At 69.5% G+C, this 14,725-nt stretch carries 16 protein-coding genes; 3 read left to right on the top strand and 13 right to left on the bottom strand.

Features of this window, described 5'->3' with window-relative positions; all coding sequences use genetic code 11:
* From P3W75_RS03390 to P3W75_RS03405, 4 genes are all read right to left on the bottom strand, one after another.
* A partial coding sequence (locus P3W75_RS03390) for an FAD-dependent monooxygenase (protein WP_276225969.1) occupies positions 1 to 245 on the bottom strand: 245 nt, incomplete at its 3' end.
* 30 nt (positions 246 to 275) lie between these two features.
* On the bottom strand, positions 276 to 836 hold the full coding sequence (locus P3W75_RS03395; protein WP_276225970.1) for an NADPH-dependent FMN reductase: 561 nt from the start codon (positions 834 to 836) through the stop codon (positions 276 to 278).
* Positions 833 to 1,786: an NAD(P)H-dependent flavin oxidoreductase gene (locus P3W75_RS03400; protein ID WP_276225971.1), complete on the bottom strand. Its 954-nt coding sequence runs from the start codon at positions 1,784 to 1,786 to the stop codon at positions 833 to 835. The genes P3W75_RS03395 and P3W75_RS03400 overlap by 4 nt, the downstream gene beginning before the upstream one ends.
* 10 nt (positions 1,787 to 1,796) lie before the next feature.
* On the bottom strand, positions 1,797 to 2,990 hold the full coding sequence (locus P3W75_RS03405; protein ID WP_276225972.1) for an acyl-CoA dehydrogenase family protein: 1,194 nt from the start codon (positions 2,988 to 2,990) through the stop codon (positions 1,797 to 1,799).
* A 155-nt stretch (positions 2,991 to 3,145) separates the two neighbouring features.
* Here P3W75_RS03405 and P3W75_RS03410 point away from each other — a divergent pair, with 155 nt between their 5' ends.
* Positions 3,146 to 3,790 (top strand): TetR/AcrR family transcriptional regulator, encoded by a 645-nt coding sequence (locus tag P3W75_RS03410; RefSeq protein ID WP_276225973.1) that lies wholly within the window; start codon positions 3,146 to 3,148, stop codon positions 3,788 to 3,790.
* 117 nt (positions 3,791 to 3,907) lie between these two features.
* Here the strand turns inward: P3W75_RS03410 and P3W75_RS03415 are convergent, their stop codons facing one another.
* The 5 genes from P3W75_RS03415 to bkdR form a co-directional block, all read right to left on the bottom strand.
* Positions 3,908 to 5,341: an MdtP family multidrug efflux transporter outer membrane subunit gene (locus P3W75_RS03415; RefSeq protein ID WP_276225974.1), complete on the bottom strand. Its 1,434-nt coding sequence runs from the start codon at positions 5,339 to 5,341 to the stop codon at positions 3,908 to 3,910.
* On the bottom strand, positions 5,338 to 7,389 hold the full coding sequence (locus P3W75_RS03420) for an FUSC family protein (RefSeq protein ID WP_276225975.1): 2,052 nt from the start codon (positions 7,387 to 7,389) through the stop codon (positions 5,338 to 5,340). The genes P3W75_RS03415 and P3W75_RS03420 overlap by 4 nt, the downstream gene beginning before the upstream one ends.
* A complete protein-coding gene (mdtN, locus tag P3W75_RS03425) occupies positions 7,386 to 8,438 on the bottom strand; it encodes a multidrug transporter subunit MdtN (protein WP_276225976.1) in 1,053 nt (350 codons plus the stop codon). The genes P3W75_RS03420 and mdtN overlap by 4 nt, the downstream gene beginning before the upstream one ends.
* 12 nt (positions 8,439 to 8,450) lie before the next feature.
* Complete coding sequence (locus P3W75_RS03430; RefSeq protein WP_276225977.1) at positions 8,451 to 8,729, bottom strand: YtcA family lipoprotein; 279 nt, start codon at positions 8,727 to 8,729, stop codon at positions 8,451 to 8,453.
* A 99-nt stretch (positions 8,730 to 8,828) separates the two neighbouring features.
* Positions 8,829 to 9,332, bottom strand: a complete 504-nt coding sequence (gene bkdR / locus P3W75_RS03435) for a Bkd operon transcriptional regulator BkdR (RefSeq protein ID WP_276225978.1) — start codon at positions 9,330 to 9,332, stop codon at positions 8,829 to 8,831.
* 215 nt (positions 9,333 to 9,547) lie between these two features.
* Between bkdR and P3W75_RS03440 the strand changes: the two genes are divergently transcribed.
* Together P3W75_RS03440 and P3W75_RS03445 are read left to right on the top strand one after the other, a co-directional pair.
* Positions 9,548 to 10,429 carry a DMT family transporter gene (locus P3W75_RS03440; RefSeq protein WP_276225979.1) on the top strand — a complete coding sequence of 294 codons (882 nt, stop codon included), beginning with the start codon at positions 9,548 to 9,550 and terminating at the stop codon, positions 10,427 to 10,429.
* 111 nt (positions 10,430 to 10,540) lie between these two features.
* Positions 10,541 to 11,476 (top strand): helix-turn-helix domain-containing protein, encoded by a 936-nt coding sequence (locus P3W75_RS03445; protein WP_276225980.1) that lies wholly within the window; start codon positions 10,541 to 10,543, stop codon positions 11,474 to 11,476.
* Between the two features lie 18 nt (positions 11,477 to 11,494).
* Here P3W75_RS03445 and P3W75_RS03450 read toward each other — a convergent pair whose 3' ends face one another.
* From P3W75_RS03450 to bufB, 4 genes are read right to left on the bottom strand one after another with little or no spacing between them, the layout of a single operon-like run.
* Positions 11,495 to 11,986: a DoxX family membrane protein gene (locus P3W75_RS03450; RefSeq protein ID WP_276225981.1), complete on the bottom strand. Its 492-nt coding sequence runs from the start codon at positions 11,984 to 11,986 to the stop codon at positions 11,495 to 11,497.
* Positions 11,983 to 12,822 (bottom strand): HvfC/BufC N-terminal domain-containing protein, encoded by an 840-nt coding sequence (locus P3W75_RS03455; RefSeq protein WP_276225982.1) that lies wholly within the window; start codon positions 12,820 to 12,822, stop codon positions 11,983 to 11,985. Before P3W75_RS03455 ends, P3W75_RS03450 begins: the two co-directional genes overlap by 4 nt.
* Positions 12,823 to 12,828: 6 nt before the next feature.
* The gene (locus P3W75_RS03460) at positions 12,829 to 13,806 is read right to left on the bottom strand and encodes a hypothetical protein (protein ID WP_276225983.1); all 978 of its coding nucleotides are present in this window, start codon (positions 13,804 to 13,806) and stop codon (positions 12,829 to 12,831) included.
* 34 nt (positions 13,807 to 13,840) lie between these two features.
* Positions 13,841 to 14,710 carry an MNIO family bufferin maturase gene (gene bufB / locus P3W75_RS03465; RefSeq protein WP_276225984.1) on the bottom strand — a complete coding sequence of 290 codons (870 nt, stop codon included), beginning with the start codon at positions 14,708 to 14,710 and terminating at the stop codon, positions 13,841 to 13,843.
* Between the last annotated feature and the right edge of the window lie 15 nt (positions 14,711 to 14,725).

A 14,725-nucleotide genomic window follows, 5' to 3' on the forward strand; every position in this document is an offset into this window, starting at 1 on the left:
AGCAGGCGGCCGCTGAGGATGTCGCGGGTGTCGTAGGCCTGCGGCAGCACCCCGCGTCGCGCCAGTTCTTCCTCCAGCCCCAGCGCGCGGAGCACCCGCGTGCCGTTGGCGGCGATCTGGATGCCGGCGCCGATTTCGGTGAGGGCGGCGGCCTGCTCCAGCAGGGTGACGTCGATGCCCTTGCGGCGCAGCGCGATGGCCGCGGTCAGCCCGGCGATGCCGGCGCCGCTGATCAGGATATGCATGGATTACCTCTCGCTCGTGGTGTGGAGGGTTCAGCGGTTCATGCGGCAGAACGCCAGAACCTGCTCGGTCATGCTGCGCAACTGTTGTTCGACGCGCGGGTCGGCGCAGCGGCCGTCCTCGTCGAAGGCGGTTTCCGTGGAGTTGATCACCACCCCCAGAGGCGTCGGCCAGCCGCGCAGGGCGTGGACGATGCCGCGCAGCCCGCTCAGGGTCGCCGCGCCGGCCTGCCAGCCGGCGGCCAGGCCGATGCAGCCGACCGCGCGCTGGCTCAGGTAGGGGCGCTCGTCGTCGCGGGCTTCCTCCAGGTAGTCGAGGGCGTTCTTCATCAGCCCGGAGAGGGCGCCGTGGTAGCCGGGCGAGGCGAGGATGACCCCTTGGGCGCGGCGCACTTCGCCGAGGAAGGCCCGCGCCAGCGGGTGCTCGCCGGTGCCGGCGGCGTAGTGCGGCAATTGCAGGCTGTCGCCGCCGAGCAGGCGCACCTCGGCGCCGGCCGCGCGGGCGTGGCCCAAGGCGTGGCGCAGCACCCGCTCGGTCAGTGAACCTTCTCGCGTGGTGCCACCGATGGCCAGGATGTAGGGCGCGGCGCTCATCGTCCGCGCTCCGCCAGGCCGTTGAAGGCGGGCTGGCGCACCGCCGCCCAGTATTCCTCGGCGAGGCCGGCGATCAGCTCGCGGGCCGGCTCCGAGCGGCGGATCGCGCCGACCCCGTGGCCGGCCGACCAGACCTGGGTCCAGCGCCGCGCCGCGCCCTTGGGGTCGGTGAAGTCGATGGCGGTTTCCGCCGCCAGTTCCTGCGCGCCGATACCGGCCAGTTCCAGGCTGGGCTTCAGCCAGTTGGCGTCGACCCCGGTGATGCGGTTGCTCAGCACCAGGTCCTCGTAGCCCGAATCCACCAGCATCTGCCGGTAGGGTTCGCTGGCCTGGCTCTCCAGGGTCGGGATGAAGCGCGTGCCCATGGACGCCAGGTCGGCGCCGAGCAGTTCCGCCGCGCGGATCGAGGCGCCGCTCATCAGGCCGCCGCCGAGCACCAGCAGGCCGTCGAAGAATTCGCGCACCGCGCTGACCATGGCGAAGCCGTTCATCTTGCCGGTGTGCCCGCCGGCCCCGGCGCTGACCAGGATCAGCCCGTCCACCCCGGCGCGCGCCGCCTCGCGGGCGTAGTGCAGCGAGTTGACGTCGGCCAGCACGCGGCCGCCGTAGGCCTGCACCCGCTCGATCACCGCGCGCGGGCTGCCCAGGGCGGTGATCACCAGCGGCGGGCGGTACTTCTCCACCAGCGCCAGGTCCAGCGGCAGGCGGTCATTGGTGCGGTGCACCACCAGGTTCACCGCCCAGGGCGCGTCGGCCTCGCTGAGCGAGCCGGCGATCTGGCGCAGCCAGTCCTCGAGGATTTCCGGCGTGCGCGCGTTGGGCGTGGGGAAGCTGCCGATGACCCCGTTGCGGCAGCATTCGATGACCATCCGCGGGCCGGAGATGAGGAACATCGGCGCGGCGATCAGTGGCAGGGACAGGCGCGCCGGCCAGTCGAGTGGAAGCGTCATGGGGTTCTCCTCAGAGCATCGAGACGTTGGTGTCGAGCCCCAGGAACAGGCGGCCGGTCAGTTCGTAGGTGGCGTCGCTGACCATGAAGTGCTGGTTGACCACATGGATGTCGCGCAGGCAGCGCTGCAGCGCCGAGCTGTCGAAGATCGCCGCGCCGCCGCCGAGCTGGAACATCGCGCTGACCACGTCGCGGGCGCTGTGCACCGCGTGGGTGGTGGCCAGGCGGATGTCGCGGCGCTGCTCCAGGGGAATCGCGCCGTCGCGTTCGGCGTGCTCCCAGGCGCTGGCCAGGCTTTCCATCAGCAGCGCCCGCGCCGCACGCAGCGAGGCTTCGGCCCGCGCCACCGCCTGCTGGGTGGTGGCGTGCAGGGCCAGGGGCTTGGCGCTGAACTGCGGGGTGCGTTCCCGGGCCAGGGCCAGCAGCTCGTCGAGGGCGTGGCGGGCGATGCCCAGGGCCACCGCGCCGATGCCGATGCCGAGCAGGCCGAACACCGGGAAGCGGTAGAGCGGGCGGGGCAACGGCTGGTCGGCCAACAGCGAGGCGCTGTGGCGCTCGGCGACGAAGGCGTCGCGCACTTCGAACTCGCCGCTGCCGCTGCCGCGCAGACCGAAGGCGTCCCAGTTCTCCAGGTTGCGCACCTGGTCGCGGCGAAAGGCCATCGACTGCACGCGCGGCGAGCCGTCGGCGAGGGTTTCCGGCTGGCCATTGGCGTCCAGCACCAGGCAGCCGCCGAGGATCAGGTCGGCGTTGCGGCTCGCCGAGCCCCAGGCCCAGCGCCCGCTGACGCGGTAGCCGGGAACGCCGTCGAGCACCTCGCGCACGGCCTTGCCGCGCGGGGCGAACACCCCGGCGGCCTTGAGCTCGGCGGCGCCGTACAGCTCGCGGGCGCCGTCCTCCGGCAGGTAGGCGGCGAGCACGCAGGAGGTGCAGGCGATGAAGGTGCACCAGGCGATGGAGGCGTCGGTGCGCGCCAGGCGTTCGATCACTTCGACGAAGGTGTCCACCGGCACTTCGTAGCCGCCGTACTCGCGTGGGGTGAGCAGCCGGTAGAGGCCGGCGCCGGCCAGCGCCTCGGCCATGTCCTGGGGCAGGCAGCGGCCGGCCTCCAGTTCGTCCAGGCGCGGGGCGAAGCGCTGCCGCAGGTCATCGGCGATGGCCAGCAGTTCCTCGCGCCGGGCGTCGTGCGCACACGTCTTGGTCATTGTTGTTCTCCTTGGGCTCGGGGCATCCCTCGGAGACGATTTATCCGAGTGGATAAATTAGTTTTTATCCAAGTGGATAAAAATGTCAATAGCCCGCAGGGCGCGGGCCTCACGGGCAAATTGACAGGGGCGGGGGTTGTCTTTAAGGTCCGCTGATGAACGAAAAAACACTGGAAAAACAAGCGCTACGCGGCGACGACAGGCACTCGGCGAAGGGCGAGCAGCGGCGTCTGTCGCTGATCGAGGCGGCGCTGCGGATCATCGTCCGCGACGGCCACCACAGCCTGAGCCTGCGCAGCGTGGCCAAGGAGGCCGAGTGCGGGCATGGCTCGGTGGCCTATTACTTCGGCTCGAAGGGCGCGCTGATGGGCGCGGCCATCGACCACGCCTGCGAGCGCATCGCCACCACCTTCGCCGCCATAGTGCCGGCCCTGGAGGCCAGCGCCGACGACCCGGCGAAGTTCTCCGCGATCATCGCCGAGTACAACACCCGCCTGCTGGTCGAGGACCGCAGCATGGGCATCGCCGTCTACGAGCTGAACCTGGCCGGCGCCCACGACCCGGAGCTGCGGCCGACGCTGTACAAATGGGGCAGGGCGCACGCGGCGCTGTGCCGCGAGGCCTTCATCAAGCTGGGCTCGAAGGACCCGGACGCGGATTACGCGTTCATCCTGCACGCCATCGGCGGGCTGGTGATCGCCCAGCTGTCGCTGCCGCGCAAGGACTTCGAGCAGCGGGTGTTCCTGCCGGCGGTGCAACGCCTGGTGTACAGCGTCGCCGGCCTGCCACCGCCGGATTGAGGCGCGCTCAACTGCTGGTAATGGCGCAGGCGATGAAGACGGGTGCTGGGCTACTACTGGCGAGATATGGCTTCGGCCATCCCTGTGCGCGACTGAGCGTCAGCTCAGCGCCCGAGCTCAAGGTGCCGCGCGGTAGCCGCCGCCCAGCGCCTTGATCAGCAGCACTTCGGTCTCCAGACGCTGCCCGTTCAGCAGGGTGAGGCCGCTTTGCTCGGCCAGCACCGGCAGGTTCACTTCCAGGGCGCTGACGCGGTCGAGCAGGCCGCGCTGGTAGTGGGCCTGGGCGCTGTCGCGGTTGAAGCGCAGGTTGCCGATGCGCCCCAGCTGCAACTGCGCCTCGGCGTCCAGCCCCTGCAGCCGGGATCCGGCCACCGCCACGTCGCGCACGGCGTTGAACACCGCCTGGTTGTACTGCTCGACCAGCCCGTTGCTCAGGCTGCGCGCGTTGGCCAGCTCGGCGTTCAGCCGGCCGCCGTCGAACAGCGGCAGCGTCATCCCGGGGATCAGGTTGATCTGCCGGCTGCCGTGGTCCCAGAGGTCGCCCATGTGCAGGGCGTCGGCACCGAAGAAGGCCTTGATGTCGAAGCTTGGGTAGAACGCCGCCTTGGCCGCCTCGACGTTCGAATAGGAAGCCTGCACCAGCCAGCGCATGGCTTGCAGGTCCGGGCGGCGCGCCAGCAGCTCGTAGCCCAGGCGTTGCGGCACCCCGTAGTCGCGTTGCGGAAGCGCGCGCGGAGCCAGTTGCAGCTCGGTGTCCGCGCCCACGCCAACCAGCGCCCGCAGGGCTTCGCGCAGCTGCCTGACCTGGCTGTCCAGCGCCACCACCTGGCGCTGGATCAGCGCCAGGTTGCTTTGCGCCAGTTGCTTGCCCGGCTCGGCTTCCAGCCCCCGTTCGATGCGCGCCTGGTGTGCGGCGACGGATTCGCCGGCGATGTCGGTCATTTGCTCCAGCTCGGCTTTCAGCTGCTGCGCCGTCTGTAGCTGGAAATACAGCTGAGCCACCGCGCTGGCGATCTCCAGCTCGACCCAGGCGGCCTCGGCTTGGCGCGCGTTGCTCACGCCCAGGGCCGCGTCGACCTGGGCGCGCTGGCGGCCCCAGAGGTCCAGCTGGTAGTCCGCGCCCAGGCCGACGATGCCCTCGGTGTACCAAGGGCCGGTCAGCCCCAGCGCCGGCTCGTTCTGCGCGAAGGGGCCGAGGAAACCGTTGGCGGAGACATGCTGGCGGTTGACCGACGCGGCGAGTTGTACCTGCACGCCGGTCAGGGATTTCACGCCGTCCGCCTGCGCCCGCGCCTGTTCGATGTGGCTGCGGGCGATGGCGATATCGGGCGAATGGGCGAGCGCGGTGTCGATCAGGCGGTCCAGTTGCGGGTCCTGGTAGCGCTTCCACCAGTGCGGCTCGGGCCAGTTGGCGCGGGCCAGGCGCAGGTCGTCGGCCAGGCGGACGCTCGCGGGGTCCAGGGTGGTCCGCGCCGGCCGGTCTTCGCGCATCAGCGCGCAACCCGCCAGCGCCAGGCAGGCGGCGAGGAGGGCGGCCAGGGAGCGATTCATGCCTGGCCCTCCAGTAGCGCGCCGCGGTCGAAGCGTTGCCAGTCCGGCAGGGTGTGCAACTGCCGGCGCAATTCCTCCAGGTGCGCCAGCAGCGCAGGGTCGAACGCCGTCGTCATGCCGGGCAGCAGCGATGGCGGTGGGCCGGGCTCGAGCGCCTGGGTGGTCAGGGTCGCGGCGTAGCCGTCGAGCCAGTCGCCGGCCTGGCTGCGCCACTCGTCCAGGTAGGCGCGCTGCTCGGCGCTCAGCTCCCCGGCGATGGCGGCGTAGCGCCGCTGCAATTGCACGATCAGCAGGATCAGGCCGCGCGCGCGATCGGCCAGGGTCTGCGCCAGCAGCGCCAGCTCCTCGTGCTCGCCCTGGTACCAGCCCGGTTCCAGGGTCACGCGGGCAAGCATGGCGTCGGTCTCGGCCAGCTGCGACCAGCCGCGCAGGCTGGCCTTGTGCCAAAGATCGGCCTGCTCGTCGGAGGCGGGCTGCCGCTGCCGCAGCAGCTCGGCGATGCCGTGCAGCACGCTGGCCAGCCGACGGCGCAGGCTGTCGCCTTCGCGCTCGGGCCAGAGCAGGCCGTGCACCAGGGTGCTGACCAGCACGCCGAGCAGGATGCCGACCAAACGATCGCGGATCTCGGTGAGGTCGGTGCTCGGGCCGAACTGTTCCAGCAGGGCCAGGGCGAAGCAGAACATGATCTGCAGGCCGGCGTAGCTGATGCGTTCCGAGCCCGCGGCGACCCAGGCGCCCAGGCCGATCACCGGCAGGCTCATGGCGAGCAGGCCGACGATGTCGTCGATGCGCGGTATCACGAAAACGATGCACAACAGCGCCAGCGCGCTGCCCACCAGGCAACCGCCGATGCGCAGCAGACCCTTCTGGGTCGAGGCGCCGAGGCTGGGCAGCGCGATGACCACGCAGGTCAGCATCACGGTGTGGATGCCCGGCCAGTCGCTGGCGTTGTAGAACACATAGCAGAGGATGGTTGCCAGCCAGGTCTTGAAGGCGAAGCGCAGGTAGTTGGGATTGCTGAAGGCGTCGGCGACGAACAGCGGCTCCCTGGCCGGCGTCGCGCCAGCGAGGGCCTCGGGCTTGCTGGCGGCCAGGGCGAGCAGCGCGTCGCGCATCTCGGCCAGGGCCGGCGGCGCCAGGTCCGGTGGCAGGGACCCGCAGCCCGGCGCCGGCACCTGGACTTGCGCACCGGCCTGTACGGCTTCGGCCAAGGCGTCGCAGTCGGCCTGCAACACCGCCAGCGCGGCGGGCTCCGGTGGCGCAGCGACCAGCGAGGCGCAGGCCGCGTATAGCCGCGACACGCCGGTGATCAGCGCCAACTGCTGGGCCTCGTGGGTGCGGTAGAAAGGGTCGCGCATGCTGGCGAAGCGCAGCAGCTTGTGCAGCGCGAGCACGCCCTGTTGCACCTGCGTCGTGGTGATTGTCGACGCGTCCGGGCGACCTTCGCCCAGCGCTTGCAGCCGCCGCCGCACCTGGCCGAGCTGGCGGCCCATGGCATCGCGCAACTGCTGCTGGGGCTCCTGGGGGAGCAGCAAGGTGTTCACCAGCAGGGTCACCAGGATCGGGTAGACCACCGCCACCCACACCCACAGGCAGGCCCGCAGCAGCAGCTCGGGTTGCAGGTTCAGGTCCACCAGGCTCTGCACGTAGATGGTGACGATGGCGACCAGGAAGAACAGCGGCCCCAGGCGGGTGGCGCGCATGGCGTACATGCTGGCGAGGAACACCGCGCTGGCCCCGAGGATGCGCAGCAGCGGATAGCCGAAGGTGAACTTCAGCAGCAGGATGCTGACGGCGATCGCCACGGTGGCGCTCACCAGGAACAGGATGCCGGCCATGCGCGTCAGCACCACGTTGTTCTGGCTGACGAAGAACACCAGGATCAGCGACAGGGCCAGCAGCGGCACCTCCAGGCCCAGGGAGATCACGATCACCGCCGTGCAGGCCACCAGGTTGCGCAACAGGGCGTTGCCGCGCCCGGGGAAGTCCGCCAGCTCGCTGCGCAGGAAGGTCCACGCCCGTTCCGGCCACTGCGCCTGTGCGTTCATTGCCTGGCGTCCCGATCCTGGCCGGCGTGGATCACCGCCACGGCGGATGCGCCGATGCGGAACAGGTCCTGGTCGGGCTGATCGACCAGGATGCGCACCGGGAAGCGCTGAGCCACGCGCACCCAGTTGATGGTCCGCGCCACCTTGGGCAGCCCGCCGACCTGGGCGCCGCCGTCGTCGGGAAACACGCCGAAGCCGATGGAGTCCACGTGACCGCTGAAGGTGCGGTGGTTGTCGCCCATCAGGTAGACCGTGGTGCGGTTGCCGGTGCGGATGTTGTTCAGTTCGGTTTCGCGGAAGTTCGCCACCACATACCAGTGGCGGGTGTCGATCAGGCTGAAGATCGGGTGGCCGGCGGCGGCGAACTGGCCGTTGGCGGTGGTCAGCCCGACGATGCGGCCGGGGAAGGGCGCGCGCACCACGCAATGCTCGACGTCGAGTTCGGCGCGGGCGATTTCGGCGAGTATCACCGCGCGCTTGGCCACCAGCGCGTCCACCCCGCTGACGGCGGCCACGGCCTGCTTGGCCTGCAGCAGGGCCGCGTTGAGCTCGGCCTGGGCGCTCTTGGCGGCGGTACGGGCCTGGTCCACCTGTTCCTCGGAGACATAGCCGCGTGGCAACAATGGCACCATGCGCCGCAGGGTATCGGCCGTCTGCGCCGCGGCCGCCTTGGCGCGCTCGACGCTGGCGTGTACGGCGTCGGCATTGAACTGCTGGGCGTCGACCTGGCGCTGGCTGAGGACGATTTCCTTGTCCAGCGCCTGCAGCGAGGCCTGGGCCTGCTCCAGCACGTGCTGGTAGGGTCGCACGTCGATGCGCATCAGCACGTCGCCTTCCTTCACCTGCTGGTTCTCGCGTACCGGCAGCTCGGTGATGCTGCCACTGACCTCGGGGGTGACGTTGATGGTGTCGGCGTAGGCATAGGCGTCGTCGGTGCGCGGCGCGTTGTCCAGCAGCCAGATCACCCAGACCAGCAGGGCCAGGGTTACGCCCAGCAGGACGAGCACCAGCAGGCGCCGGGGCAACTTGCTCAGGGGGCTATCGGTCATGCGGGGCTCCGTTCAGGTCCGGAAGAACAACAGCCAGGCGATCAGCGAGAACATCGCGGTGAACATCGGATAGGTCAGTACGGCTGGAGCCAGCGGCGCCGAGGCCCCGCGCCGAGACAACAGGGCGTGCAGCAACAGGCTCAGGAGCAGCCCGCCGGTAATGCAGAACAGCCAGTCGGGAAAGTAGGCGCCCAGCACCGGAATGGCCGGCGCGTTGGCGCACGCCGACAGCCCGAGCGGCAGGGCGAGGGCCCAGGCGGCGCGGACTGGCACAACGACTTTGTCCCTCATGGCGGTATCCTTCGACGGGAAACGGATGCTTCTTTGCGAGCCTTGCCGCGCGCTCCGACCTTCCTTGTATAGCTCATGGGTGGACGGTCATCGCCCGCACTAGCCCTGGCGCGAGCGCTCCTGGACCACCAGGCCGTTGGGTGGAAGGGGGAGCGCCGTCTTGTAGCGCACCTGCTTGAGGGCGAAGCTGGAGCGGATGTTGGCGACCCCCGGCGCCTTGGTCAGGTGGTCGAGGACGAAGCGCTCCAGGGCCTGGATGCTCGGCACCAGCACGCGCAGCAGGTAGTCGGCATCACCACTCATCAGGTAGCACTCCATCACTTCCGGGCGCTCGCAGATGGCCGCTTCGAAGCGTTGCAAGGCGTCCTCGACCTGCTTCTCCAGGCTCACGTGGATGAACACGTTGACATGCAGACCGAGCAGCTCCGGCACCAGCAGGGTTACCTGCTGGCGAATCAGGCCCAGTTCCTCCATGGCCTTCACCCGGTTGAAGCAGGGGGTGGGGGAGAGGTTCACCGAGCGGGCCAGTTCGGCGTTGGTGACGCGCGCATCCTCCTGGAGCCGGTTGAGGATGCCGATGTCGACGCGGTCAAGTTGGCGCATGAGATTTTTTATCTCCCAGACTCGGGGTTGCGCAGAACGATCCACCTAAACGTATGCTGATCATAGTCAACAACGGATAAATTCTCCGGCGCCCAGGGCATAGCATTTTCTTCGTCGCATTACGCATCGCAATGCCCTGAGGACGCCCCATGAGCACGCCCATCTGGCCACCCCGCAACGCCGCTTCGCCCCCTTCGCTGAGGTATTCGCCGCGTGTGCGCGGAAGCCTGCTGCTGGTCCTGGCGATCGTCATCTGGGGCGCCAACTGGCCGGTCATGAAGACCGGCCTGCAGCACATCGGGCCACTGTGGTTCTCGGCCACGCGCTTCGCCCTCGGCGGGCTCTGCCTGTTCGTCGTCCAGGCTGGCACTGGCAGCCTGCGCCTGCCCACCCGGCGCGACCTGCCGCTGGTGGCCAGCGTCGGCCTGTTGCAGATGCTCGCTTTCACCGCGCTGGGCGCCTTCGCCATGCTGCACATCGAGGCCGGTCGCTCGGCGATTCTGGCGTACACCACGCCCTTGTGGGTGGTGCCGGCGGCGGTGCTGTTCTTCGGCGAACGGCTGTCGCCCCGGCGCGCCGCCGGTACCGCGCTGGGCTTGCTGGGCGTCGCCGGCCTGTTCAATCCGCTGAGCCTCGACTGGCGCGACGGCCAGGCGCTGCTCGCCAACCTGATGCTGCTCACGGCTTCGCTGTGCTGGGCAATCTGCATCCTGCACCTGCGCTACTACCGGGGTGACTCCAACGCCTACCAGCTGGCGCCCTGGCAGATGCTGCTGGCCACCGTTCCGCTGGCGGTGCTGGCCTACCTCTTCGAAGGGCCGTTCGACGGCGACAACTCGCGCACGCTCTGGCAGGTGGCGTTGTTCGTGGGGCCGCTGGCCACCGCGTTCTGCTTCTGCGCGGTGAACGCGGCGAGCATGTGGCTGTCGAGCACCAGCATGTCCAGCGCGATGCTCGGCGTGCCCCTGGTCGGGCTGCTGATGTCGGTGCTCTGGCTCGGCGAGCGGCTCAGCCTCGGCCTGCTGCTCGGCGCGCTGGCGATAGTCGTCGGGATCGGCCTGATCAGTTGGCCGGCGGCCTCCAGGCGCCAGAGCTAGGCGGCGTAGCCCGGCGGCCGCGTGCGCAGGGCGCGGCCGCCGATGTTCTAGAGTGAATGACAGGCCCGCGCCCGTCGGCAGACGCGGCGCCAGTGCAACGGACAGGTGGCCATGGCGGAATCGCAGGCGGACGGCGCGCCCCAGCCGAATCAGGTATCCATCGACGAGATCGTCAATCTGAAGTCCCGGCGTCCGAGCGTGACCAGTCGCGAGCGCGGTTGGGGCGGTGTCACGCTCGATCTGTATCGCCCGCAGCCGGAGTGCTTCCACAGTTACCCGGCGCTCGACCATCACCTGATCAGCTACTGCCCGGCGGGCCGCGGGCGCCTCGTCCAACGGCGCAACGGGGTGACCCATGAAAGCGTCATTTCGGCGGGGGTCTCGCTGATCATGCCCGCCGGCTGCGATTCGACCTGGGAAGGCAGCACGCCGACTTCCGCTCGCCTGCGAATTCCCACCGGGCTGATCGCCACGGCGGGCGAGCAGTTGGGCCGGCAAAGCAGTACGCGGATCGAGATCCGCAATGTCTTCGAAGTGCGCGACGCCACCATAGAACGCATGGCCCTGTTGCTGCTCGGGGAGATCGAGCAACGCCCGCATCCGGCTCAGTTGCTGATCGTCGAGCAGATATCCCTGGCGCTGTCGGCGCACCTGCTGCGTCGCTACAACGTCTTCGAGTTCGGTGCGCAGTATGAACCACCGCCGCTTGGGCGGCGCGAGCTGTCGCGGCTGACCGAGTACATCGAGGAAAACCTCGGCCGGCCGATCTCCCTCGGCGAGTTGGCGGCCCTGGTGAACGTGAGCCGCTTCCATTTCGCCCGGCTGTTCAAGCGCAGCATGGGCGTCACGGCGATCAATTTCGTCGAAGCCTGCCGGATTCGCCGGGCCCAGGCGCTGATCCAGGAAACCGACCTGCCCCTGGTCGATATCGCCCTGCTGACCGGGTTCTCCGACCAGAGTCATTTCACCCGACGCTTCCGTCGCCACCTGGGCTGCACGCCGGCGGCCTTCGCGCGCGAGCATGGACGCCGCCGTTCGGGTTTCTGACCGGGCCATGGGCACGTGCTAGCGCGGCCCCGGCCGTAGCCAGATGCCGAGCCAATAGTCGATGGACAGCCGTCCCGGCCCCAGCGCCAGGATGGAAAGGGCCAGCGCGGCCCAATACAGGTGGAAGTTCATCCAGCCATCGGGGAACACCAGCTGGATTACCGCCGTCATCAGCAACAGGCCCAGGGCCGCGAGGCGCGTGGCCAGCCCGAGCAGGAGCAGCACGGGCAGGACGATTTCGCCGCAGGCCGTCAGCAGCGCCAGGGTATCCGGAGCCGGCAACGGGTAGACGGCGCCAAGGATGTGCAGCTTGAACTGCTCCTCGAACAGGTACTGGGTGGCGACCGACAGCGACAGGAAGCCGTCCCAGCGTGTCAGCCCGGAGCGCAGGAACGGCAGTGCCAGCGCCACGCGCGATAGCGGGGGCGCCAACCTTACCGCGACACTTGCGAGCCCGGTGTTCAAGTGCAGCAGCGGGCGTTTCGGAGCGCCACTGTCGACGGGGCTCATAGGCGCTCCTTCAGGCGGGTGTCGGGCGGGTTCAGCTCGGCCAGGGCACCGGCTTCCAGCAGGCCGACCAGGGTGGCGGCCAGGTCGAACGCCGGCGTCTCGTCGAATGCGGCGCGCGTCGCCACGGCCACCGGTGCGCCCGTGGCCAGCGTGTCGATGAAGTTGAAGGCGCCGGGCGGCAAGCGCCGGACCCGTACATTCGCCTCCGGCCGCGTGACCAGGGCATCCTCTCCACCACGTGCCAGGTCGAGGTGCTCGGTCGCGGCGGCGTCGCCAACGTTCGTCCACCAGATGCTCAGGACCGGGTAGCCCGAGCGCAGCAAGCGAGTGGCCGGATGGAGCGCGAGGCGCAACCCGGGAAACGCCCGTGGATCCAGCCGCTGCAGCGCGGACGGGGCGAGGACACGGGCGTCGGCCGCATGGTAGGCCTGCAGCCACGCGCGTTCCAGGCGCGCGACGTCCGCCAGGTAGGGCAGCGTAGCCACGGGACCGAAACCTTCAAGGAACTCGGCGAAGCCTTCGCCGTAGTCGAGCATGACCGGATGCCGTGGCGGTCGCCGCACCACGAATTCCCGTGCCATGGCGCAGAAGAACGCCTCGCCGAGCAAGCGTAGCAGCACTGGATAGGCGTCCTTCAGCGCGCCCACGAGGCCGACCACGACATTGTTCCGATAGACGCCGAAGCGCCGCGCGCTGGGCAGGCCGTCCGGGCCGACGAGGCCGGGGGGCAGCGGCAGCGCCGGGTCGAGCAGGGCCTTGGCGAACGCCCCGAAACGGCAGGCGAGGGCGGTGGCGCCGGAGCGCTGGCCCGAAGGCTGAGAGCGGCGAGCGGGCATGGCCGCCTAGGCCTGCTGCCGGCGCTGGAGCACGTTCGTCCAGAGCCGCTGGAGGCTCTCGACCCCTCCGGCAGTCGAGCTCCACAGGGTGGCGTCGCCGACCAGCAGGGTGCCGCCGAAGGCCTCGACGCGCGATTGCAGGAGCGCGTCGAAGCTGGCGTGAGCGTTGGCGAACGGGTGCGGGGGCGCCGTCGGGTCGATCCGCTGCCGAGCCAGCACGTCCAGCTTGTCGAGCGCGGCGCCCTGGCGTTCCAGATGGGGGAGGTGAGGGTGCAGGTTGAAGGTGTCAACGCCATCCAGCAACGCCAGCCGATCCAGCGCCGCCGCCACTTCGATGGGTGCCGGCGCGCCATCGGCCGTGGCTGCCGGGCGCAGGCCGAAGCGGTTCGTCACCGGTACGCCGAGGCTCGCCAGCAGGGTGCGCGCGTAGCCGCCGAACTGCTGGCAGGGTGGAATGGTTCTGTCGCCGTGATGGAGGAAGTCGGCCAGTTGCAGGGCCAGCCGCTCATCGTGGGGCAGCGCCGGCGTGGCGCCGATGTCATGGTGGGGGCCGACGAACACCAGGTTGTCCGGCCGCGAGAGGAATTGGCGAACGGCCTCGACCTCTGCGTCGCCAGCCTGCTGCTGGGTTCGCAGCGAGTCGAAGCTGATGATCACCAGGGTATCGAAGCGCTCCAGCAGCCCAGCCTCCAGCCGGGTCAGGGTTCCATCCGCCGTTACCCGTTCGATCTCCGCCACGGGCTGCCCCGTCAGGACGCCGGCGAGTTCGACGAAGGCGGTGAAGTTGCGCCTCATGATGCAATCGAGGAAGCCGCCGATACCCTGGTCGAAGCGCTCGCCATCGGCGAACGCTTCGTAACGCGGATAGCCCATCCGCCGGCTTTCGAAGAGGGCAGGGAAACGGTTCTCGATCACCGCCAGGGGCGCCGCGGTTTCCTGCGGCCGACTCCAGGCGTAGTAGACGAGCAGTTTACGGGTGGCCATGGCGAGTTCCTCCTGAGATTTGTCGTTCCCGCCATCACGCGGACAGGGCCGGCGCACGGCACACCGCGCGCATGATGGTGTCGGCGCGCTCGGCTTCGCCGCGCAACGTCGCCCAGTCGGGAAGCCGGGCGTCCCACTCGATCAGCGTAGGCACCGGCCCGATCCGCGCCATGACCGTGGCGTAGAGCGCCCAGACCGAGTCGTCGACCGGGCGATCATGGGTATCGATCAGCAACGGGCGGCCCAGCTCGTCTGCCTCCGGCGCGAACCCGGCCAGGTGGATCTGCCGCACCGCCGACAGCGGGTAGGCGTCGAGATAGGTGCGGGGATTCCACTGCTGATTGACGGCCGAGACCTGAACGTTGTTGACGTCCAGCAGCAGCCCGCAGCCGGTCCGACGGACGAGCTCGGCGATGAAGTCCGGCTCAGCGTAAGTGCTTTCGGCGAAGGCCAGGTAGGTGGCGGGGTTTTCCAGCAGCATCTGGCGGCCGAGTGTCTCCTGCACCTGGTCGATGTGGCTGGCGACGCGCAGCAGGGTCGAAGCCGTGTAGGGCAATGGCAGCAGGTCGTTGAGGAAGCCCGGCGCATGGCTGGACCAGGCCAGGTGCTCGGAGAAGAGCAGGGGAGCGTAGCGCTCCAGCAGCACCTTCAGCCGTTGCAGGTGCGCACGATCCAGCGGCCGCTCGGCGCCGATGGACAGGCCCACGCCATGCAGCGTCAGCGGATAGCGCTCGCGCACGGCCGCGAGGTGACGGTGCGGCGGGCCGCCGGCGCCCATGTAGTTCTCGGCGTGAACCTCGAAGAAGCCGACGTCGGGGCGAGTATCGAGGATCACCCTGCAGTGTTCGGGCTTGAGGCCGACACCGCTGCGCAGGAAAGCGCTGGAAGCGACGGGTTCGCGCATGCTCGGCTCCATGGC

This window comes from Pseudomonas citronellolis (assembly GCF_029335315.1).
GTDB lineage: Bacteria > Pseudomonadota > Gammaproteobacteria > Pseudomonadales > Pseudomonadaceae > Pseudomonas > Pseudomonas citronellolis_A.